The organism is Pseudomonas sp. V98_8, from assembly GCF_029967975.1.
Taxonomy (GTDB): domain Bacteria; phylum Pseudomonadota; class Gammaproteobacteria; order Pseudomonadales; family Pseudomonadaceae; genus Aquipseudomonas; species Aquipseudomonas umsongensis.
The window spans coordinates 171,874-191,330 of record NZ_JASCAE010000003.1 but is presented as its reverse complement, the minus strand read 5'-3'; the positions used below and the strand labels follow the sequence as shown (position 1 = coordinate 191,330).

The 19,457-nt window shown below is 59.1% G+C and carries 17 protein-coding genes and 1 pseudogene; 9 read left to right on the top strand and 9 right to left on the bottom strand.

The genetic code is table 11. The annotated features are described in order from the left end of the window. Window positions 1-669, bottom strand: a complete 669-nt coding sequence (locus QLG10_RS03935; RefSeq protein WP_282485599.1) for an ABC transporter ATP-binding protein — start codon at window positions 667-669, stop codon at window positions 1-3. 212 nt (window positions 670-881) lie between these two features. On the opposite strand from QLG10_RS03935, the gene QLG10_RS03930 reads away from it, so the two are divergent. From QLG10_RS03930 to QLG10_RS03910, 5 genes are all read left to right on the top strand, one after another. Beyond that, entirely contained in the window at window positions 882-1,280 is a 399-nt protein-coding gene (locus QLG10_RS03930) for a hypothetical protein (protein WP_188263519.1), read from the top strand. Window positions 1,281-1,780: 500 nt separating this feature from the next. Next, a complete protein-coding gene (locus QLG10_RS03925) occupies window positions 1,781-2,182 on the top strand; it encodes a GFA family protein (protein WP_188263520.1) in 402 nt (133 codons plus the stop codon). Window positions 2,183-2,376: 194 nt separating this feature from the next. Continuing rightward, window positions 2,377-2,919, top strand: coding sequence for a DUF3455 domain-containing protein (locus QLG10_RS03920; protein WP_033043628.1), 543 nt, complete (start codon window positions 2,377-2,379; stop codon window positions 2,917-2,919). A gap of 112 nt (window positions 2,920-3,031) precedes the next feature. Then, the gene (locus QLG10_RS03915; protein WP_282485629.1) at window positions 3,032-3,592 is read left to right on the top strand and encodes a sigma-70 family RNA polymerase sigma factor; all 561 of its coding nucleotides are present in this window, start codon (window positions 3,032-3,034) and stop codon (window positions 3,590-3,592) included. Continuing rightward, the gene (locus QLG10_RS03910; RefSeq protein WP_248678923.1) at window positions 3,589-4,320 is read left to right on the top strand and encodes an anti-sigma factor; all 732 of its coding nucleotides are present in this window, start codon (window positions 3,589-3,591) and stop codon (window positions 4,318-4,320) included. Before QLG10_RS03915 ends, QLG10_RS03910 begins: the two co-directional genes overlap by 4 nt. A 147-nt stretch (window positions 4,321-4,467) precedes the next feature. Here QLG10_RS03910 and QLG10_RS03905 read toward each other — a convergent pair whose 3' ends face one another. Then, complete coding sequence (locus QLG10_RS03905; protein WP_282485591.1) at window positions 4,468-5,664, bottom strand: MFS transporter; 1,197 nt, start codon at window positions 5,662-5,664, stop codon at window positions 4,468-4,470. 127 nt (window positions 5,665-5,791) lie between these two features. Here QLG10_RS03905 and QLG10_RS03900 point away from each other — a divergent pair, with 127 nt between their 5' ends. Further along, complete coding sequence (locus QLG10_RS03900) at window positions 5,792-6,685, top strand: LysR family transcriptional regulator (protein WP_282485589.1); 894 nt, start codon at window positions 5,792-5,794, stop codon at window positions 6,683-6,685. A 101-nt stretch (window positions 6,686-6,786) separates the two neighbouring features. Here the strand turns inward: QLG10_RS03900 and QLG10_RS03895 are convergent, their stop codons facing one another. Continuing rightward, window positions 6,787-7,470, bottom strand: a complete 684-nt coding sequence (locus QLG10_RS03895; RefSeq protein WP_188263681.1) for a hydrolase — start codon at window positions 7,468-7,470, stop codon at window positions 6,787-6,789. A gap of 184 nt (window positions 7,471-7,654) precedes the next feature. Here QLG10_RS03895 and QLG10_RS03890 point away from each other — a divergent pair. Next, a pseudogene (locus QLG10_RS03890) lies at window positions 7,655-7,888 on the top strand (RidA family protein); the annotation flags it as partial. On the opposite strand, the gene QLG10_RS03885 reads toward QLG10_RS03890, so the two are convergent. Further along, window positions 7,863-8,669: a class I SAM-dependent methyltransferase gene (locus tag QLG10_RS03885; RefSeq protein ID WP_282485587.1), complete on the bottom strand. Its 807-nt coding sequence runs from the start codon at window positions 8,667-8,669 to the stop codon at window positions 7,863-7,865. The pseudogene QLG10_RS03890 and the gene QLG10_RS03885 overlap by 26 nt on opposite strands. A gap of 178 nt (window positions 8,670-8,847) precedes the next feature. On the opposite strand from QLG10_RS03885, the gene QLG10_RS03880 reads away from it, so the two are divergent. Further along, complete coding sequence (locus QLG10_RS03880) at window positions 8,848-9,228, top strand: hypothetical protein (RefSeq protein ID WP_110753094.1); 381 nt, start codon at window positions 8,848-8,850, stop codon at window positions 9,226-9,228. 27 nt (window positions 9,229-9,255) lie between these two features. Here QLG10_RS03880 and QLG10_RS03875 read toward each other — a convergent pair whose 3' ends face one another. From QLG10_RS03875 to QLG10_RS03855, 5 genes are all read right to left on the bottom strand, one after another. After that, entirely contained in the window at window positions 9,256-10,686 is a 1,431-nt protein-coding gene (locus QLG10_RS03875; protein ID WP_110753096.1) for a sigma-54 dependent transcriptional regulator, read from the bottom strand. After that, window positions 10,655-12,148, bottom strand: a complete 1,494-nt coding sequence (locus QLG10_RS03870) for a HAMP domain-containing sensor histidine kinase (protein ID WP_248678898.1) — start codon at window positions 12,146-12,148, stop codon at window positions 10,655-10,657. Before QLG10_RS03870 ends, QLG10_RS03875 begins: the two co-directional genes overlap by 32 nt. Before the next feature lie 101 nt (window positions 12,149-12,249). Further along, complete coding sequence (locus QLG10_RS03865; protein ID WP_282485582.1) at window positions 12,250-13,344, bottom strand: SCO family protein; 1,095 nt, start codon at window positions 13,342-13,344, stop codon at window positions 12,250-12,252. A gap of 17 nt (window positions 13,345-13,361) precedes the next feature. Further along, window positions 13,362-16,169, bottom strand: coding sequence for a multicopper oxidase domain-containing protein (locus QLG10_RS03860; protein ID WP_282485580.1), 2,808 nt, complete (start codon window positions 16,167-16,169; stop codon window positions 13,362-13,364). Between the two features lie 186 nt (window positions 16,170-16,355). Continuing rightward, window positions 16,356-17,804: a HAMP domain-containing sensor histidine kinase gene (locus QLG10_RS03855; RefSeq protein ID WP_248678895.1), complete on the bottom strand. Its 1,449-nt coding sequence runs from the start codon at window positions 17,802-17,804 to the stop codon at window positions 16,356-16,358. A gap of 290 nt (window positions 17,805-18,094) precedes the next feature. Here QLG10_RS03855 and QLG10_RS03850 point away from each other — a divergent pair, with 290 nt between their 5' ends. Beyond that, window positions 18,095-19,441 (top strand): hypothetical protein, encoded by a 1,347-nt coding sequence (locus QLG10_RS03850; RefSeq protein WP_179055304.1) that lies wholly within the window; start codon window positions 18,095-18,097, stop codon window positions 19,439-19,441. Window positions 19,442-19,457: the final 16 nt, after the last annotated feature.

Here is a 19,457-nt window from a genome sequence, read left to right as displayed (position 1 = left end):
TCAGCGTTCGTCCACGGGCGCCAGCCGGCCGCCGTGCAGCACCACCTTTTCAGCCATGCGGGCCGCCACGCTGGGGCTGTGCGTGACCATCAGCAGGGTCGTGGGGCTGTCATAGAGCAGCTCCAGCAGCAACTTCAGCACTTCGTCGCTGGTGGCTTCATCGAGACTGCCGGTAGGCTCGTCGGCCAGCAGCAGTTTCGGTTGCGACGCCAGTGCGCGGCCCAATGCGACCCGTTGTTGCTGGCCGCCGGAAAGCTGTTCAGGATAACGCCGCAGCAAATCATTCAAGCCCAACCGCCGCACCAGATGCGCCTGCCAGCGTGGATCATGGCGCCCGGCCAGGCGTGCTTGAAACGCCAGGTTATCCTCCACCCGCAAACTGCCGATCAGGTTGAACTGCTGGAACACCAGGCCAATCTCAGTGCGGCGCCAGCTCGCCAGCTGCCCCTCGCTCATCTGCTCCAGGCGATACTCACCGCTGCGGATGCTGCCGCGATCGACCTTGTCCAGCCCGGCGATCAAATGCAACAAGGTGCTCTTGCCGCTGCCCGACTCACCCATCAATGCCAGGCTGCTGCCGGGCTTGAGGGTCAGGTTGATACCTTGCAGCACCGGCAACGGGCCTTGTGGGGTGGCGTAGCTTTTGAAGACATCCTGGACTTCCAACATGGGAGAACCCGTTCGATGAGCGTGGCCCAAGGATAGCGGTCCGCAATCGTTTTTGTCCGTTGCCGATTGCAGCCCTGCGCGGCCGTTTCAAATCAAACCGAACGAGGCTTCTCGTCGCAATTACTGAACCCAGGTAGCAAAAGATCATAAACCCGCTATTACGTTAGTGATTGCCCTTCATTCATTGCAAATCGTCGCAGGTACGCCCCACGATGCGAAATCCACTCAAGCATTCGAGAGCTCGATCTGTTTTTCTTCTGGGTGTTATCTCAATGGGGCTGACTGCTTGCACCAGCGATAAGAACGCCGCCAATGAAATAACTCGGCCCCCTATCGATGACAGCGAAACATCGTCTGTGCGCATCACGACGAGTTGGCTACAACACTCACTTAGCCAAACTGGCTGTCTGCAGCACGCCAGAGCGGCCCTGACAAAAGCGAGATATTTTGTTGAAGCAGGAGAAAGATCGGTCTATGGGTTGCGTGAAGGCATGACTTTTTCGATTCGCTGCGACTATGAAGGCGTTGCATTTTTTGCAGTGGCTTATCGCAAAAGGCCAAACACTCAAACCCAGGATCGGATATTGAATGAAATCACCCGGCTGTTTTAAGGACCCTAGGCAAGAGGTATAAGGATTCATCCGCCCATGCGAACTTAGAACCGATGCTCGCCGACATTCATCCCCATGCGGGATGCACCTCCGGGTAAGGGGGCAGAACAAAGCAATCAGGCCAGTCCCATGGCACCACCTGGCTGCTCCATCACCCAGTACATCGGCAGATCCTGCGGTATCCACTTGGCCGTATAACCACCCTAACCATCGGTCACATACTTAGGAGCAACCCAATCGAACCGGCCAACCAACGCCTTGGCATAGCACCTCAGGCCAACCAGGCAAATTCACTCAATAAGCTGGACCTGCGCTCCTGCTGGTCAGCGCCAAGTAAAGGCGAGGACAGTCCCGACGGGAATCTGCTGGCAAACGTGTTCGCAGGTTGAGTTGACACGTGTTTCGTTGGCATTAGAGACCGTCAGTGCCAGAAGCGGACGTTCGACTGATCAGATTCAGGTGGTTAAGCTGGCGCCTTTTCCAGCGAAAGGGACAAACGCATGACGGAGATCTACCAGGGAAGCTGCCTTTGCTCAGCAATCAGTTATGAGCTACTGACTACGCCAAAAGCAGTGAGTCATTGTCACTGTAGTCAATGCCGTAAAGGTCACGGTGCAGCATTCGCTTCTTATGGTAGCGTGCCCCGTAGCGCATTACGGATACTCAACGGCGCCGGGCACATCACTAAGTATTCTTCTTCAGATTCTGTGCAACGCGAGTTCTGCGCGCAGTGTGGATCGACTTTGTTCTGGTCACGTTTTCAAGGTGAATTTTCCGATTGGGTTTCGATAGCACTGGGCACACTCGACACCCCCTTCACGCCTCACAAGCAAAAACACGTTTATGTCGCCTCCAGAGTTCACTGGTATACGCCATCCAACTCATCGCCTCAGATCGATTGACCGCAATGGGTCGTATCAAGCCCTTCGCGGCCTGCAACAGTCGGCAAAAGCAGTCACTCACACAGTCAAGCAGTAACGCTACAACCCTTTCTCCACAGATATTTTTTCAGTCAGGTGCATCCAGATAATCCTCCCGCGGGTAGTACAGGTAGTAGCCATAGCTGCTGAACTGACCACTATCTGGAGAGATTTGCATGAACGCTAAACGATTCCTGTGCATTGTTGGTACTACGCTTGCAGCTACCTGCTTGTTGGTCACCGTGCCAGCTGCCCATGCGCAAACAGACCTGCCCGACACCATCAAGGTCCCGGACGGTCATAAGATCGCGCTGGAGACTGTGGGGACCGGCGAAATCACGTATGAGTGTCGCGACAAGGCTAACTCCGCTGGCCAGACTGAGTGGACTTTCGTCGGCCCCAAAGCGGTACTCAATGATCGCAACGGCATACAGGTCGGCACTTACTTCGGCCCGCCTGCTACCTGGCAAGCTAAAGACGGCTCTAAAATCACAGGGACACAACTGGCAGTTGCCCCCTCAGGCACCGGCGACCTCCCCTATCAGTTGGTCAAGGCCAACCCTGCTGAAGGTAAAGGCGCGATGAACGGTGTCAGTTACATCCAGCGGGTGGCCGTTAAGGGGGGCGTAGCGCCTATGACCGAATGCTCCGCCGCAAACAAAGGTAAACGGGAGGTAGTGAAATATCAGGCTGACTATATTTTTTGGGCCGCCAATTAAGCCAACGATCCAGACCAGGTAGTCGGCGCACAACTCGTCTACTCTGCTTCGATGGAACCCCAGCCCTAGGGTTGGGGTATTTACCACCTGCTGATGGCTGAAAACCTTGTCCTTGCCTGAGCCCTGTTTTGACTATGAAGCCTGCCTGATTGCTTGCGCCCGAGGCGAGCAGCAGGCACTGCGAGACTTGTATGAGCAGGAAAGTGCTCGTCTTTTGGGTGTTGCCAAGCGCATCGCTCGTGATAACGCCCTGGCCGAAGACATCGTGCACGATGTCTTTATCAAGATTTGGATCCGTGCCGCCAGTTTCGATCCGGCGAGAGGCTCTGCGCGGGGCTGGATTTTCAGCGTAACGCGGCACTTGGCGCTGAACTTCATGCGAGATAGCGCCAGGGAAGTACAGGTCAGTGAGCAACAGGAAACGGCACTGCACGCTTCAGCGTCAGTGGAAGCATCACAACAGAGTGTGGACACGTTCGATTATCAAGCCCGTTCAGGGCGTATCTATAGGTGCCTCGAACAACTGGAGCCGGCGCGTCGCAACTGCATCCTTCATGCGTATGTCGACGGCTATTCGCATTCAGAAATTTCACAGAAACTGGGCGCCCCGCTGGGGACCGTCAAAGCCTGGATCAAACGCAGCCTGGTGGCATTGCGCGAGTGCATGGGATGACCATAAACCCACAGGATGACAGCCCCGACAACATTGAAGAGCTGGCGAGTGAGTATGTGTTAGGCACGTTGTCGGCAGAGCGTCGTAGCGAAGTACGAAAGCGTCTTGCTCATGACGCCGATTTACGAGCGGTTGTGGATGCCTGGGAACAACGTTTGCTTGCGTTGACCGAACTGGCTGAACCGCAAACACCTACGGCATTACTCTGGGGGCGTATCGAGCGCAGCTTGAACGGCATTGATCGGCGAGCACCCCGAGTGGCGGCCACCGCGCAGCCAATCTCATGGTGGAACCTTCTGCCGCTATGGCGTGGGCTGGCGGTAACAGGTCTGGCCGCAGCGTTGTTGCTCGGAACAATGCTACTGACACAAACAGCTCCGGTGAATCCGACCACCTACCTGGTCGTTCTGGTGGCTCCCCAGAACCAGACGCCCGGCTGGGTGATACAGGCCAGCAGCCCAAGAGAAATCCAACTGATACCATTGGGGGTCGCGCAAGTCCCAATCGACAAAGCACTTGAGTTCTGGACCAAGGGGGACGGCTGGCAAGGTCCTGTATCCCTTGGACTGGTCAAACCTGGGCAAACGCTTTCTGTCCCCTTGGATAGATTGCCGCCGCTGGAACCCAACCAACTCTTTGAGTTGACTCTGGAAAACCCCAATGGATCGCCGACTGGCAAACCAACAGGACCGATTCAGTTCATTGGACGGGCCGTTAAAGTGATCTGAGCGAGCGCTTTGGATGAAAAGGCCGCTGAACGAGAAAAGACAAGAAGAGCAAAGTGATGGCGAACCGATGCTCGCCGACATTCATCCCCAGGCGTGATTTCTCCGAGGCTGCTCATGGGCAATACGGCCCCCTGCTCTGTGCGTGGCTCAAGTAGCCTGGGGCGTTTTCGAGCGCGAAGCCAAAGCAGTCAGAAAAGCGCCCAGTAGCAATATGGCTGAGCTCGCAACGAAAGTGCTCTTGTAACCGCTGCTATCGAACAGCAGGCCGCCAACGGTCGATCCCAAGCCGATGGCCAACTGAATCAGGGCCACCATCAGGCCGCCGCCGGCCTCAATATGCCTGGGTAGCACTCGTGCAATCCAACTCCACCAGCCCACAGGCGCCGCCGTAGCGACTAGCCCCCATAGACCGAGCAGCGCAGCAACGACAATGACCGAGGTGCCAAAGGGAATCAGCGTCAAGGCGATCCCGGCCATCAGCAAGGGAATGGTGACAAGTGTCCGGAACAACCCACGCCTCACGAATGTGCCGATCATCAGGGTGCCGATGAAGCCTGCTACGCCAATTACGAGCAAAATCAGCGACAGCGTGGAAACACCCACCTGCGTTACTGTTTCGAGAAACGGCCGCAGATAAGTGAACAGCGCGAACTGCCCCATGAAGAAGGCGGCGCATCCGGCCATACCCAGCGCCACTGACCGGTGCTTCAGTAGCGCGAAGACATTGCCGGAACCCGGCGCGCGCTCATCCGCCTTCATATTCGGCAGACTGGTCCATAGCCAAATCAGCGCTATCGCCGCTACCGGTGCCAGACAGAAGAAGGCGCCGCGCCAGCCAATGATCGAACCTAGATAGCTGCCCAGTGGCGCGGCAATCACGGTTGCCAACGCGTTACCGCCGTTGAAGATGGCCAAGGCCTTGGTCACCTGATTGGCAGGTACCAGGCGCATGGCAGTCGCTGCGGACATGGACCAGAAACCACCAATGACCACGCCGATGAGCGCGCGACCGACCATGTACGTCAGATAGTTGGGTGCCATCCCGACCACCACACCGGATAAAGCCATCAACCCGGTAAGCGCCAACAACAGCGTTTTGCGGTTGAGAGATCCAGCCAGCCCCGAAATCGACAAGCTGGTGAGTACCGCGAATGCCCCGGAGATCGCGATGCCCTGCCCTGCGAGCCCCTCGGTGACATGGAGATCAACGGCTATCGGAGTCAGCAGGCTGACAGGCATGAACTCCGATGCGATCAGCACGAATACGCAAAGCGTCATGGCAAAGATCCCGCTCCAGCAAGCGGGTTGCTCATTTGCTTCAGCAATTGGGAAAACAGTGGCCATCGGGACCTCGCCCTTATTCAAGTTCATGAATGACAGGGTGAGGCAAGGAAATTCCAGCGACTAGCTAATCAATACTTAATAGGGCTATAAGCACTACTAATCAATAGAGCACCAAGGCGTTGGCAATATGGTCAGAAGAAACCTCAACGATCTGGCGTCGTTCGTCACCGTGGCGCGCGAGGGTAGCTTCACACGCGCCGCCGCAATCCTGGGTGTCACCCAGTCTGCGCTAAGTCAAGCCATCAGCGGCCTGGAAGCACGTCTTCAGATCAGGTTGCTGACGCGTACCACGCGCAGCGTCTCACCTACGGTAGCTGGCGAGCGGCTGTTGCAGGCCATCGGCCATCGTTTTGATGAAATCGAAGCGGAACTGGATGTGCTGACAGAACTGCGCGACAAGCCGGCCGGGACTGTGCGAATCACCTGCGGCGATCACGTCTTGCGCAAGACCCTGCTTCCCAAGCTCACCCCGTTGTTAGAGGAATATCCGGATATCGAGATCGAGTTCGACGTCAATTACGGATTCAGAGATATCGTGGCTGATCGTTTTGATGCGGGTGTGCGTTTGGGCGACACCATCGACAAGGACATGATTGCAGTACCCATAGGACCACCTTTACGGATGGCGGCCGTTGCCGCGCCGGCTTACTTTGCCAGTCGTACTATTCCCAGGAATCCGCGCGACTTGATGGACCATAATTGTATCAACCAGCGCATGCAGACATCAGGCGGGCTTTACGTGTGGGACTTTGAGCGGCGCGGTAAGCAATTGAACGTACGCGTAACCGGGCAGCTCACTTTCAATACGTCTGTCCACATAGTGGATGCAGCATTGTCGGGATTGGGAATTGCATACCTGCCCGAAGAGGAATTTGAACCACACCTTCAGGAAGACAAGCTGATGCGAGTACTGGAAGACTGGTGCCCTCCGTTCGCTGGATACTATTTGTATTACCCCAGCCGGCGACAACCCTCCCCGGCATTTACGCTTGTTTCCAGTGCACTGCGTGTAGGGGGCTAGAGGCGCAACATCGCAGATTCAATGCTTGGGTCAAGCTGAATTCTTGCATCGTCTATTGTGAGTTAAGAGACAGCCCCCACCCTGTGGGGGCTGGCGTAAGCTCAAATAGGTGCGGCAATGGGTGCCAGGGTCGGGCCGTGTTCAACGCGCTCAGGCGCCTTGTGCACCATGGTGTAGGCGTAGTCGACACCCATGCCGTAGGCACCGGAGTGTTCCTTGACCAGGTTCATGACGGCGTCGTAGGTCTCGCGGTTCTTCCAGTCACGCTGCCACTCCAGCAGTACCTGCTGCCAGGTCACGGGCACAACACCGGCCTGGACCATGCGCTGCATGGCATAGTCGTGTGCTTCCTTCGTAGTTCCGCCAGAAGCATCGGCGACCATGTAAATCTCATAGTCGGCATCGTGCATCGCAGAAAGCGCGAAGGTCGTGTTGCACACCTCAGTCCACAGCCCGGAGACGATGATTTTTTTGCGACCGTTGCTCTTCAACGCGTCGCGTACCTTCTGGTCATCCCAGGAATTCATCGAGGTGCGCTCTAGCAGCGGCGCATCAGGGAACACAGCAAGCAGTTCGGGGTACGTGTGGCCGGAGAAGCTTTCGGTCTCCACTGTTGTGATGGTGGTGGGTACGTTGAAAATCTTGGCTGCCTTTGCAAGAGCCACTGTGTTGTTCTTCAACGTCTGGCGGTCGATGCTCTGCACACCAAAAGCCATCTGGGGCTGCTGGTCGATGAAGATCAGCTGGCTATTCTGAGGGGTCAGCACTTCAGTCTTAGGATTGATCATCGTGGTTTCCTTACAGTGGAGTGATGGTCTTTTCACGATTCCCGGCATGGGTATTGACGTGCGTGCTGCCGGGAAGGATGCAGTGGTGTTCAAAGCCGCTGCAGCCCGAGTTCGAGTAAAAAGTTAACCGAAAAACCGCCGATTTGCTGGTGCATTATTGCGCTCTCAAAGACGCAAGAATGCTCACAGCAACATATTCAAGCTGCTCGCGCTCTATGGCGCAACGCTTGAAGACGTCGTTGAAGAAACGCTTTATGTATTGGATATGGACACGGCATTCGCCGTCATTGGCAACGTTCGCAAGGCTGCCTTTGGTACTGAGCGTCCGCCGTGCGCAAGCAACATCATCGGCGTGTCGAGGTTGGCCCAGCGCGCCCCCCCCCCCGGGTTCAACGTTTCACCGCCACCCAGGTAAAACACATCGGCAACTGCGCCTCCTGCCCCTGGTAGCGATCATAGAGTTCTTCGCGATTGGAATGCGCATACTCCCTGAAATGGCTGATCTGCAGCCCCGCGTCGATGGCGCCGCTGAAGATCGCGCCCAAGGTGTGGACAAACCAGAAGGACGGTGCGGCCTGTTGCTCGACCTTGCCTTCGTAGACGATCGGTTGGTTCTGGACAAAAGGCTCGCTGCGAAAGTACGAGCTGGCCAGGGCGTAGGGATCGGCTGCCTCGGGGTCGAACATTTCAAGGAACGGGTGGGTTTCGTAGATCACCAGGGCGCCACCGGGCTTGAGTGTTTGTGACGCATGGCGAAAGAACTCGCCGATGTCCGGCATCCAGTTCAACACGCCGATGGTGACCAGGGCCACGTCGAAACGCCCCTGCAGTGTTTGTGGCAGGTGGTGAATGTCGGCCTCGATGAACTCAGGCCCATGGGGCGAGCGTGAAGCCAGCTCCCGCGCCTGTTCGAGAAACGCCGCGGACTGGTCGACCCCCACCACATGTCGAGCCCCCAAGGCGAACAGCGACAGGCTTTCGCGGCCATTGTTACAGCCCAATTGCACCACGTCCTTGCCGTCGATGCCGACCTGGTTCAGCAGCCCGGTCAGGGTTTCATCCAGGCAGGAAAAATCCGCGTGTTCCACAGCGCGCCAGTGCGCCTGCCATTCAGGGCTGTCCTTGTGGTGACGGGCGGAATCATTCCAGGCATCTCGGTTGCTGGCGATGGCTTGTTGTTTTGTCGGCATTTCCATTGCAGGCTCCGGCATTCGTTGTTCAATCGAGTGGCCGAGTCTAGATCACGCCTGCAAACGCCCCCATCGCCGCTGTGTAGCGTTTTTGTAAACCGCGCAGCGCCGACGTTCGCCCACCGGAACGCTATAGTTAATACCCTTGGGGAAATTCGCGAAAACCGACACCGCAGGTGCTGCCATGAACACAACCGTACCCACGCTATTGCTTGCCCTGTGCCTGGCTGCCAGCTGTGCACAGGCGGATGACAGTGCGATGCAAACCGAAGAATCGAGCAGTGAGTTCAACTACTACGGCGCGGATCAGCCCTTTGCCCATCCGGTTCCTCCCACCATGAGCACGGTACCGCCGGGTTCCTACATCCCGACATCGCCCCAGACATTTACCCCGGTGTCGAGCCAGCACGTGTTTTCCGACTCCCGATTGCCAACGGTGGCCGATACCACCGTTCGCGTATTCATTCGCACCTATGACGCCGAACACGGCGTCTATGTGAATCAGGAGGTCCTCGATCCGACGTGCATGCTGGCTTGCCGCAGCGGTCAGAACCCGGCCTTGTAGCAAGGCCGTGCCTGCCCTGCTGCTGGTTTACCACTGGCGCTTGTCCGGGCGCGCCAGGCCGAGTTTCTCGATCCGGTAACGCAGCATGTCGCGGCTCAGGCCCAACAGCCGTGCGGACTTGGTGACGTTCCAGTCGGTCTTGTCGAGCATCTTGCGCACCATGTCGCGCTCTACTTCCGGCAGGTTCATCGACTCAGTGCCGTTATGGGACGCACGCGGTTCGATCGGCGGCAACTCGTGAGTGAACATCGCCGGCTCGTCCACCAGGCTCAGGCACACGTTCAACTGGTGCGCAGCAATGGTGTCGTGTTGCGCCAGCAGCACCGTCTGCTCGAGCATGTTGCGCAGTTCACGCACATTGCCCGGCCAGGTGTAGTTGAGCAGCAGCTCTTCGGCCTGGTCGCTGAAACGCAGGTGCGGCTTGCCGTAGCGTTTGCCATGGGTTGCCAGGAAGTGCCGGGCCAGCAGAAGGATGTCCTCGCCACGGGCATACAGGCGCGGCACCTTGATCGAAATGATGCGCAGGCGGAAGAACAGGTCGCGGCGGAACTTGCCCTGTTGGACCATTTGTTCAAGGTTGCAATTGGTCGCGCTGATCACCCGCAGGTCGACCTTGCGCTCCTTTACCGAACCCACCCGGCGGATGGTCCGGTCCTCCAGCAGTTTCAGCAATTTGGCCTGCAGTATCAGGTCCATTTCGCCTATTTCATCAAGAAACAGCGTGCCGCCATCGGCCGCTTCCACCAGCCCCAGGCGACGGTCCTTGGCATCGGTGAAGGCGCCCTTTTCGTGCCCGAACAGCTCCGACTCCACCAGGTTTGAAGGAATCGAGGCGCAGTTGAACTCAATGAACGGCCCCTTGCTGCGCGGCCCGTCGAAATGCAGCGCCCGCGCCACGAGCTCTTTGCCGGTGCCGGTCTCGCCTTCCACCAGCACCGGCGGCAAGTCGGTATTGGCCATGCGCCGTTCAGCGTCGAGCAACTGGGCGATGGTGCCCTTGAGGTAGACCATCGGTGCCGATTCGCCGATCAATGCCTGCACCCCGGATTTCTGCGCTTCACGCTCCTGATAGAACGACAGGGTGCGCTCCATCCGGTCCGTGGCCAGGGCCTTGTCCAGCAGCAGCTTGAGCTCCGGCAAGGCCACCGGTTTGGTGACGTAGTGGAACGCGCCCTCTTTCATCGCCACCACGGCGTCTTCGACGTTACCGTAGCCGGTCATCATGATCACTTTCAGATCCGGCGCGCTGATGCGCAGCTTCTGGATCAGGTCGTGACCACTCATGCCCGGCAACGAGTTGTCGGTCAGCACGACATCAGGAACGAAGGTACTCAACTGCGACAGTGCGTCTTCGGCCGAGTGGCAGACGGTCACTTCGAAGTCCTTACGCTCCAGGTAGGTCTGGATATTCTCGGCGAGCAGCTCATCATCCTCGACCAGCAGTATGCTGTGCTCCATATTCCCCTCCTGTTGCCACTTTGAAATTGAGACACACGCGGGTTCCTTCCTGCTCTTGGCTGGTCAGTTCGACCGAGCCTTCGAATCGCTCCATTATTCTTTTGACCAGCGCCAGGCCCACGCCCAACCCCCCCTGTTTGGTGGTGAAGAACGGTTTGAAGACCATTTGCTGTTGCTGTTTTGTCATGCCCTTGCCGGTGTCGTTGAGCATCATGCGCACCTCACCGGGTGCCGGTGTTTCAACGTCGATACTCAATACGCCGCCCTTGGGCATGGCTTCCAGGGCGTTGGCGAACAGACTATTGAGAATCTGCGTGAGCAACACCTGCTGGCTGACGACCGGTGGAACCGTCAGGGGCGTGAAGCGCACCTCGACGTTCGAACGCTGGATCTGCGGGGCGTAGGCACTCAAGGTGTCGTCAATGGCGAGCACCAGGTCGACGGTTTCATGGTCGTCGTTGACCGGGCGCAAGGACACCAGTAACTCACGGACCCAGCGCGACATGCGATCGACCTGGCTGATGATGTCGCCGATGTTCTTCTGCGCGGTCTGGCTGGCGATTTCCTGGGCCAGCTCGGCACTGGAACGAATGTTCGCCAGCGGATTGCGCAGGCTATGGGCGACCGCCGAGGACATTTCCCCAAGGGCGACGAAGGTTTCGTTGGCCACCAATTGTTTCTGCTGGCTGTGCAACAGCAGGGCCGCACGCCGCACGATCCAGAACAATCCCAGGTAGATGACCGCTCCGCCGAGCAGGGTGGTCACCCAGATCGCCCTGAACCCGCGCTGGATACGCTCTACCAGGTCCACCGGCTCCTTGTAGATCTCGACCATGGCGACCACTTTGCTCTTATCGGCGTTGAACATCGGAATGTAGTTCTCGACGAACAGGTATTGCGGCTCACGCAGCAACCGTTGCTCGGGGCGCTCCTCGTCGATCTCGTGGTAGCTGGTGGACACCGCTGCCTTCATTTCAAAGGACTCGTCCAGTTCCTCGTCGTTGTCGATGCGCACCCCGATCAGCTCGGGGTTGGTCGACCAGACCACAGTGCGGTCCAGGGCGTAAACCGTGGCCAGGAGGATGTCCGGCAGGTGTTCGACATGATCGAGGAATTCGACACGGGCAGCCGCGCGAGCGCCCGGATCGACGTCGGGATAGGCCGCGTCGGCGCGTGGGTCAAGCATTTCACCCATGGTTCGGTTTGGCGAAATCGAGGCGTGGCGAATTTCGGCCGCGCCAATGGCTTGCACGAATTGTGCGGTCAGCATGGAGTCACGCTCGATGCTCTCCTCGACCACAAAGCGCGTGGAAATGTAGCCCAGCCCTAATGCCACGCCGGCAATGATGAAAAAGCTCGCCAGGGAAAACCAGCGCACCAGGTTGAATGGCGGTCGCCAATCCTTGCCCTCTGTCGCCGGCGTAACCGGCGCAGGTCCTTGTGGTGATTCCAGTATCTGCATGGGAGGTCCTGGTTCCTTGAATCAAGCGTTTTTCAGCCGCATTCCCGATCAGTGTAGGTGGCATTGACCGTCACTGGCTGCCCAATAAAGCTATTTCGCCACTACTGCACCCGCGCCTTGTCGGGTGCCGCGATTGCGTGTTGATGTTGTGGTTCCTCGGCGCCGACAGTCAGCGGTGTGAGCAACGGCTGCTGGCGGTCGGTTTCTGCCTGCAGGAACTCGATGATCGACAGTGCCGAGCGCTCGTCCAGGCGCAGGTTGGGCATCGGGATCTTGTCGAAACGCTCGAACAACGCCGTGGCTATCGGGTCCTTCTCCGCTAGCATGCGGTCAGGCTCGCGGATCCACCGGCTCAGCCAGGCCGGATCGCGCTGGCGGGTCACGCCGACCAGGTCCGGGCCGATGCTGCGCATGCCGATGCCCTGCCCGTCCATCGGACCGAGGCTGTGGCACGACGCGCAACGGGTGCGGAACAATTCTTCGCCGTTACTCGGCGGGCGGATTTCGGGGGCATTGGCGTAGCTTTCGCCAACGCTCGGCTGTTTCCAGTTATGCAAGGTGTTAGCCAATTGGTCGGCCAGGATCCAGGGGTTTTCGAAGGGTGAGGCTTTCATCCAGCGACCGGTTTGCTGGTTGCCGACGATCAGGCTCAGGTTGTGGTCCTTGCTGCGGCCGTTGTCGACGCCTTCGATGAACAACCCGAGCTTTTGCCGCAACTCGGTGACGTCGGCGAATTCCCCGGTGAGAAACTGCCAGCCTGGCCCCACCTGAAAACGTTGCGCATAGGCCTTGAGCACGGCGGGTGTATCGCTCAAGGGGTCGATGCTGATGGAGTAAAAGAAGATGTCCTTGCCGACCCGGTCGCCGAGCAGCTTTTGCACCTGGCGCAGGCGCGCGGTTTCCAGCGGGCAAGAGTCGCTGCATGACGTGAAGATGAAATTGATCACCACCACCTTGCCCTTGATCAGATCATCGAAAAAATGCACCTGCCGACCGTCCTGGTCGGTCAGCAGGGTATTGGGGAAATAGTCGCCACCCCAGGGAGTGGCGGATTCGGAAACAGAAGCGGGGGAAACCGCTGCGGGTGTCGACGCTGCCTGGTTGGAGACCACCAGTTGGCTGGCCAGCAAGCCGGTGACTAGAATCAGTACCAGGTGCATGCCCAGGGCTTGCGCACGTGCGTTAGGCAACTTCATGTCGACACCCTCGCGGTTCATGGTTTGATCGTCACTTTTGGCCCCAGGCCGTCGCCAGTGCGGAAGGTCGGCAGTGCGGCGGAGTTCACGTAGCGCACTCCGTCCCAACTGGGCAGCGGCGTCGGCATCAACTGAAATTGCCCCGGTTTCTCAAGGTCCCAACGCAGCAGCATGGAGTTGTCCTCGTGCTGGGTGTTGTGACAGTGCTCCATGTAGGTCCCGGCAAATTCACGAAAGTTGATCGCCATCTCGACGCTGTCCAGTCCGTCCTTTTCCGAGCCGATGCGATACACGTCCTTGCGTGCCCATTTTTCCCATTCCGGTGGCGCCTTGCCGCCGCGGCTGAGGATGATCCCCTCCTCGAAGTGCACATGCACCGGGTGGCTCCAGCCCGTACCGCCGGCCTTGATGTTCCACACTTCCAGGGTGCCGTAGCCCGCGACCCCGGCGTCGGTCGGACCGCTGGCCAACTGGGTCGAGGCGTTCAGGCGCCGAGGGTCCATGTGGTAGCCGAAGCCGCCATCGGTCTTGACCGTCCAGGGTGCTTCATCGGTGCCGTCGGAGCGGCCGAAGGTGAAGGTGCGATGGCGGGCCTTGGCCAGCAGCGCCTTGTCGGCGGCGTTGTCACGATGGATCTTCAACGGGATCATCACCAGGCCTTCAGCCTTGCCCGGTTTTGCCGGTTCGTAGGCTGCCGGGTCCATGGCCAGGTCCTGGCCGGTGTACGGCTTGACGTTGAGTTGCAACACCTTGCCCACCGCCGGGTCACCCTTGTCCCACATCGGCCCTTTGCTGGTTTGCTTGATCACCGCCTTGTAGTTTTCCGAGAGCACATCCGCCAGCGACACCGGTTCTTTCGGACCCTTGCCATCTTCATGCACCAGCAGGTTGACGAAGAACAGCTTGTCCCCCGGCTTGATGCCGTTCTTCGCGAAGTTGACGATGATGTCGAAGCGCTCGGCGATGCCCTGGGTTGGCAGGATCGCGTTGTGGTTCTGTTTGTCGCCGTCGGCGTCCAGGTCCATGCTGCCGTCGAATGGCACGCTGTGTTCCATGATGTTGCCGTCGTTGGCAATCATGTGGAACGGCACGCGGGCATAGGACACACCCGAACCCTTGGGCCCCTGGAACTCGCCGCTGGTGCCTTTGATTTCACGCACCAGCGCCAGTTTGAAGTAGCGCGATACCGAGCCGTTGAGCATACGGAAGCGATAGCTGCGGGCGCGTACATCCAGGGTCGGTTTCCACTGCCAGTTGACCAGCACCTGGTCACCGAGGAAGCCGTCGGTGTTGAAGGGGTTGAACCACAGCTGGCCGTTGGCGTCCCAGGCCTTGTCGGCGAACACCAGGTTCACGTCATAGTCGCGGTTGCCCCAGGGCAAGGCGCTGCCGCTGGGAAAACGCAGATTGACACCGTCGTTCACCGATTCATTGCCACGGTCCAGGGCGCTGTAGTAGTTCATCATCGCCGCGTTGCCCTTGTAGACGTTCTGCGCGGTGAAATCGAGCATGTGGTCGTGGAACCAGTGGGTGCTCATGGTTTCGCGCCAGTCGCCGCGGATCTTGATCGTGCCGTTCTCGCAGGTCTTGCGGCCCGGGCTCATGTCATTGGTCCACAGGGTCTCTCCCGGCGAGCAAGGGAACGCCGCGCGCGGGTCATGGGCGTCGGTGTTGATGCTGTCGTAACCGGCCAACTGGATCGGCCAGCGATAGTCGTAGTACTGCCCGGGGAAGAAAAACGCGTTGGCATAACCGTCGCTTTCCGCTGGCGCGTGGCCATTGTGTTCGTGGGTACTGATGGTGTGCAGGCCAAAGCCCATGTTGGCCGACGGATCGATCGGCAAGCCGTTGTAGTGGCGCATCAGTAGCGGTTGGCCATAGCGCACCATCAGCAGTTTGGGCGGCAGCGTGCCGTCGAAGGTCCAGACCGAGTTGTGGTTCTGCACCGGCATGTTGGGGTGAAAGCGCGGATCGACGCCCTTGGCCGTACCGTCCGTGGCCGGTACGCCGGCGACGTTGTGGTACAGGCCACCTGGGCCGAACTCGCCCACCGCGTAGCCGTGCATCTGCCGGGCGTCACGCAAGCCACCGTTGATCCGAGCGCCGGTCTGCACGGTCTTGTAGGCGTTTTGCGGATAGAACTCGTTCCAGCGCTGATGGGACCAGCCTTTTCCTGGCGGACGACCTTCAGCGGATGAGCCAATACGACGGTTGAGGAAGTATTCGATCTGCGCTTGCCACGGGTTGCGATCCACCACGTTGGCGTACTGGCTGGGGAACGGGGTCAGCCCCGGTTGGCGCAGGAAGGCATCGAGCGCCGGTCCTGGTGGTGCGCTGCGGGCCGCGCTGTTGGGATCTTGCGCCGGTAACGGGCCGATGGCCGCCGCGGGAAACGGCAAGGGTGCCGCCGGTGTGGTGGGGTCGAGTTTTTCCGGGCCGAATTCTTCGAACAGCAACAGTTGCTGGGTGAACGGCTGGGCGTTGAACAGCGGGCTCGGCTTACCGTTGGTGGGGTAGTTGAAACTGGTCTGCAGCGTTGGCGGCAGGACGTTTTCCACCCGCTCGGTATCGCGTGAGCCCTTGACCCCGTCGGGCAAGTCGAAGGAGTCCTGGTTGGCTTCCGGCATGGTCAGGATGGCGTTCAGCGCACCTGCGCGGTCTTCCGGTTCATCGTAATAGGCAGAGGGATCCGTTGGTTCCGGCTGTCGCTCATCGTCTATGGGGCTGGCACGCAAGGTCCCTGTGCTGATTGTCATCGTCAAGGCGACGCTCAATGGCGTCAACAGACCAAACCATTTGAAGGGGTACCGCGCTTTTGTGTCCATCACCAGCCGCCTCGTATATGTAAAGGGGGTGATGGCGGTTTTGCAAAGAGTCGGCCAAATTTGTAACTGTTTTATACAAAGGTATTAACACTCAGCAAAACAATGGCTTATCAACATCAATATGCCATGACCGAAATAAACGACTGGGGAATGGCACCCGCTACCGGGGAAAGTTCCCACCCAATTTCAGGGAACCCGTTTAAAAGTCAGGCTGACGTGGGTGCCCTCGCCCTCACGGCTTTCAAGGGCCACCGCCCCGCCAAAGCGCTCCATGATGCGCTTGACCAGCACCAGCCCGACACCGAGCCCGCCGCGCTTGGTGGTGAAAAACGGCCGGAACGCCATCAGGCGTTGCTCCTCGGTCATGCCTTTGCCCGTATCGCTGACCACCACGCGAACACGCTGGGCACCGAGGGGCGTCAGGGTGATGGCCAAGGTACCGCCTTCGTCCATGGCCTCCAGCGCATTGGCCAGCAAACTGTTGAGGATTTGCGTCAGTTGCACCTGCTGGCTCAGCACCATGGGCGTGCCTATGGGTTCGAACAGCACATTGACCCGGCCCTTGATAATCTGCTGCTCGAAAGCCATCAGGCTGTCGTGCAACGCCGCCACCAGGTTGACCGGCTCGACATCGTCATTGAGCGGACGCAGCGATTGCAGCAACTCCCGTACCCATTTCGACATGCGATCGACCTGGCCGATGATGTCGTTGATGTTCTTGTGCGCCGGGCCACTGTCGAACTCCAGTGCCAGTTCGGCGCTTGAGCGAATGGTGGCCAGGGGGTTACGCAAGCTGTGGGCAACGGCCGACGACATCTCGCCCAGGGCCACGAAGGTTTCGTTGACGATCAGTTGCTTCTGTTGCGTGGCCAGCAGGATCGCCGCCCGCCGCACGATCCAGTACAACCCCAGGTAAATCAGGCCGCCGCCCAGGGCCGTGGCCATCCATATCAGCACCAGCCCACGCTCCATCCGGCTAATCAGGTCCTTGGGTTCCTTGTAGATCTCGACCATCGCCGTGACGTTCTTGCCGTCGGCATCGAACAGCGGAATGTAGTTTTCAATGAAGATGTATTCCGGCGGTGTGACGAATTTCTGTTCCATGCGCGCCTTGTCGACATCGTGATAACTGGCCGACACGGGCGTCCTCAATGCAAAGGCCTGGTCGAGGTCTTCGTCGGCGTGAATCGTAGTGCCCATCAGGGCCGGGTTGGTCGACCAGATGATCATGCGGTCAGGGGCATAGATATTAGCCAGGATCACATCCGGCAAATGTTCGATGTGGTCGAGGAATTCGCCCCGGGCGTTGGCGCGGGCCATCGGGTCGACGTCTGGAAAGTCGCGGTCCTTGCGCGGGTCGAGCAGCTCGCCCATGGTCCGCACATTGGGGATCGACACATGGCGCACCTCGGCCGAGGCAATCGCCTGGATGAATTGCGACGTCAACAGGGCATCGCGCTGCACGCTTTCGGTAATCACGAACTTGGTCGACACCGAACCCAACGCCACCGCCACCGTGCCGATCACCGCCATGCTGATGAGCGAAAACCAGCGCAGCAGATTGAACGGCTGTTTGCGCGAGCTCAAGCGAACTTCACCCTGGTCGGACGCCAGTGTCTTTGCAAGCGTGGTCATGGATAGTGTTCCCGCGAAACCCCTATAGGTTTATAGCGCACCGCTAGCAGTTTGCCCGACCTTGGGGCCATTCCTTCCCCAATTCCCCACTCCCCCCGCTACCCCGATCTACCCCCAATGCTGGGGAAAGAGGCCCGCACGATCATTCACCGTTCGATCGACGAGCGCAGCGCAAACGCCTGTGTACCGGGGCCCTGGCCGACATTTTCATGGGTTGGCATGGGAGTTGCCGAACAGCTCACAACTGACCCATATCCCAAGGGGCAGGTACTCTGATAGAGGGAATACTCATGCACCCTTTACTGTCCAAAACCGCGATCGCCCTGATCGTGAGTGCTCTGGCCCAAGGCGCTGCCCAGGCCGCGTTGTTTGCTGTAGATCCCGGTCCCTATTTGCCAGCCAATGGCTCCTTCGCCTCCTGGTATCAGGACAGCCATGGTCGTACGCTCGATTTGTGCCTGTCCAAGGCTGTCAGTTCGCGGGTCCCCAGCGCGCCAGGGGCTCCCACCTACATGTGCAACTTGCTGCCGGCTCCGGGGATTTTCGACGATAACCAACCGGTCGTTTTCCCAACCAACTTCCCCGATGAGGCGTTCTGGTTCACCGGCGACGGCTCAATCGTCGATGCTGCACGCGGCGTCGACCTGACGTACGTGAGTGCCGTCGAAGCCGCCTTCAGCGGTGGCGATCCCGTCGAAGGCGACCAGATCAGCTTCGCGCGCATCCGTATTCGTGTCGACGTGCCGACCGCTGGCACCTACGTCATCACTCACCCCTACGGCGTGGATGTGTTCAACGTCGACACCCCCGGTCGCCGTGCGATCAACATGACCCGGGACATCGGTATTGGCGCCGCGAAAACTTATGACGGCGCGCTCAAAGGCGACATCGGGCCATTCCTGCGCAGCGTCAACGGTCCCTACACCGAGACCAATCCGGTCACCGGTCAAGCCGAGCAATTCGTGGGTGATCCGAACCTGTCGGAAGCCTTCACCGGTAGCCCGTTCAACACCAACTACATTCGCATCGAAGGGCCTAACGGACTGGACTTGCGCACGACGGTGATGGCCATTTCCGGCAAGTTGTCGACGGTCGTGCGGCCGACCCCGCTGATCACCGAGCGCAGCACTTACTCGCGTAAAGCCGGTGAAAGTGCACCGGTGGCCCAACAGGACGTGTTCGTCATGGCCCCACCACCGCCGGCCACCGTGACCCTGGACAGCAACACTCCCGTGTTGAACCTGACCGAAGCCGACACGACCGGTCACTGGTACGCACAATCCGCCACCAACCCGACGTTGCCAAGCAACTTGCAGGTGACCGCCGACAACCACCTGGCCATCCCCAGCAGCACACCGACCACCTTGTCCATGCCACTGACCGACCTGGTCACGATCTCCCGCGCCGAGTACAGCCTCAATAGCGGGCAAATCACGGTGGTGGCGTCGACCAGCGATGAAACATCGCCACCGGTACTCACCGTCACCTCCGGCACCGGGGTCGCCATCGGCACCCTCAGTGGCGATGGCGCCGTGAAATCCCTGGCGACCGGCATCTCGCCGATTCCACCGGCCAAGGTCCGCGTGACGTCATCCAATGGCGGCACCGACACCGAAGAAGTGGTCATCGTGCAATGAACGCTCTCATGCCCAG

Excerpts from the sequence above, each read along its gene's own strand:
- QLG10_RS03935 (WP_282485599.1), bottom strand. The coding sequence starts at position 669 with ATGTTGGAAGTCCAGGATGTCTTCAAAAGCTACGCCACCCCACAAGGC.
- QLG10_RS03930 (WP_188263519.1), top strand. The coding sequence starts at position 882 with ATGCGAAATCCACTCAAGCATTCGAGAGCTCGATCTGTTTTTCTTCTG.
- QLG10_RS03925 (WP_188263520.1), top strand. The coding sequence starts at position 1,781 with ATGACGGAGATCTACCAGGGAAGCTGCCTTTGCTCAGCAATCAGTTAT.
- QLG10_RS03920 (WP_033043628.1), top strand. The coding sequence starts at position 2,377 with ATGAACGCTAAACGATTCCTGTGCATTGTTGGTACTACGCTTGCAGCT.
- QLG10_RS03910 (WP_248678923.1), top strand. The coding sequence starts at position 3,589 with ATGACCATAAACCCACAGGATGACAGCCCCGACAACATTGAAGAGCTG.
- QLG10_RS03905 (WP_282485591.1), bottom strand. The coding sequence starts at position 5,664 with ATGGCCACTGTTTTCCCAATTGCTGAAGCAAATGAGCAACCCGCTTGC.
- QLG10_RS03900 (WP_282485589.1), top strand. The coding sequence starts at position 5,792 with ATGGTCAGAAGAAACCTCAACGATCTGGCGTCGTTCGTCACCGTGGCG.
- QLG10_RS03885 (WP_282485587.1), bottom strand. The coding sequence starts at position 8,669 with ATGGAAATGCCGACAAAACAACAAGCCATCGCCAGCAACCGAGATGCC.
- QLG10_RS03880 (WP_110753094.1), top strand. The coding sequence starts at position 8,848 with ATGAACACAACCGTACCCACGCTATTGCTTGCCCTGTGCCTGGCTGCC.
- QLG10_RS03875 (WP_110753096.1), bottom strand. The coding sequence starts at position 10,686 with ATGGAGCACAGCATACTGCTGGTCGAGGATGATGAGCTGCTCGCCGAG.
- QLG10_RS03870 (WP_248678898.1), bottom strand. The coding sequence starts at position 12,148 with ATGCAGATACTGGAATCACCACAAGGACCTGCGCCGGTTACGCCGGCG.
- QLG10_RS03865 (WP_282485582.1), bottom strand. The coding sequence starts at position 13,344 with ATGAAGTTGCCTAACGCACGTGCGCAAGCCCTGGGCATGCACCTGGTA.
- QLG10_RS03860 (WP_282485580.1), bottom strand. The coding sequence starts at position 16,169 with ATGGACACAAAAGCGCGGTACCCCTTCAAATGGTTTGGTCTGTTGACG.
- QLG10_RS03855 (WP_248678895.1), bottom strand. The coding sequence starts at position 17,804 with ATGACCACGCTTGCAAAGACACTGGCGTCCGACCAGGGTGAAGTTCGC.
- QLG10_RS03850 (WP_179055304.1), top strand. The coding sequence starts at position 18,095 with ATGCACCCTTTACTGTCCAAAACCGCGATCGCCCTGATCGTGAGTGCT.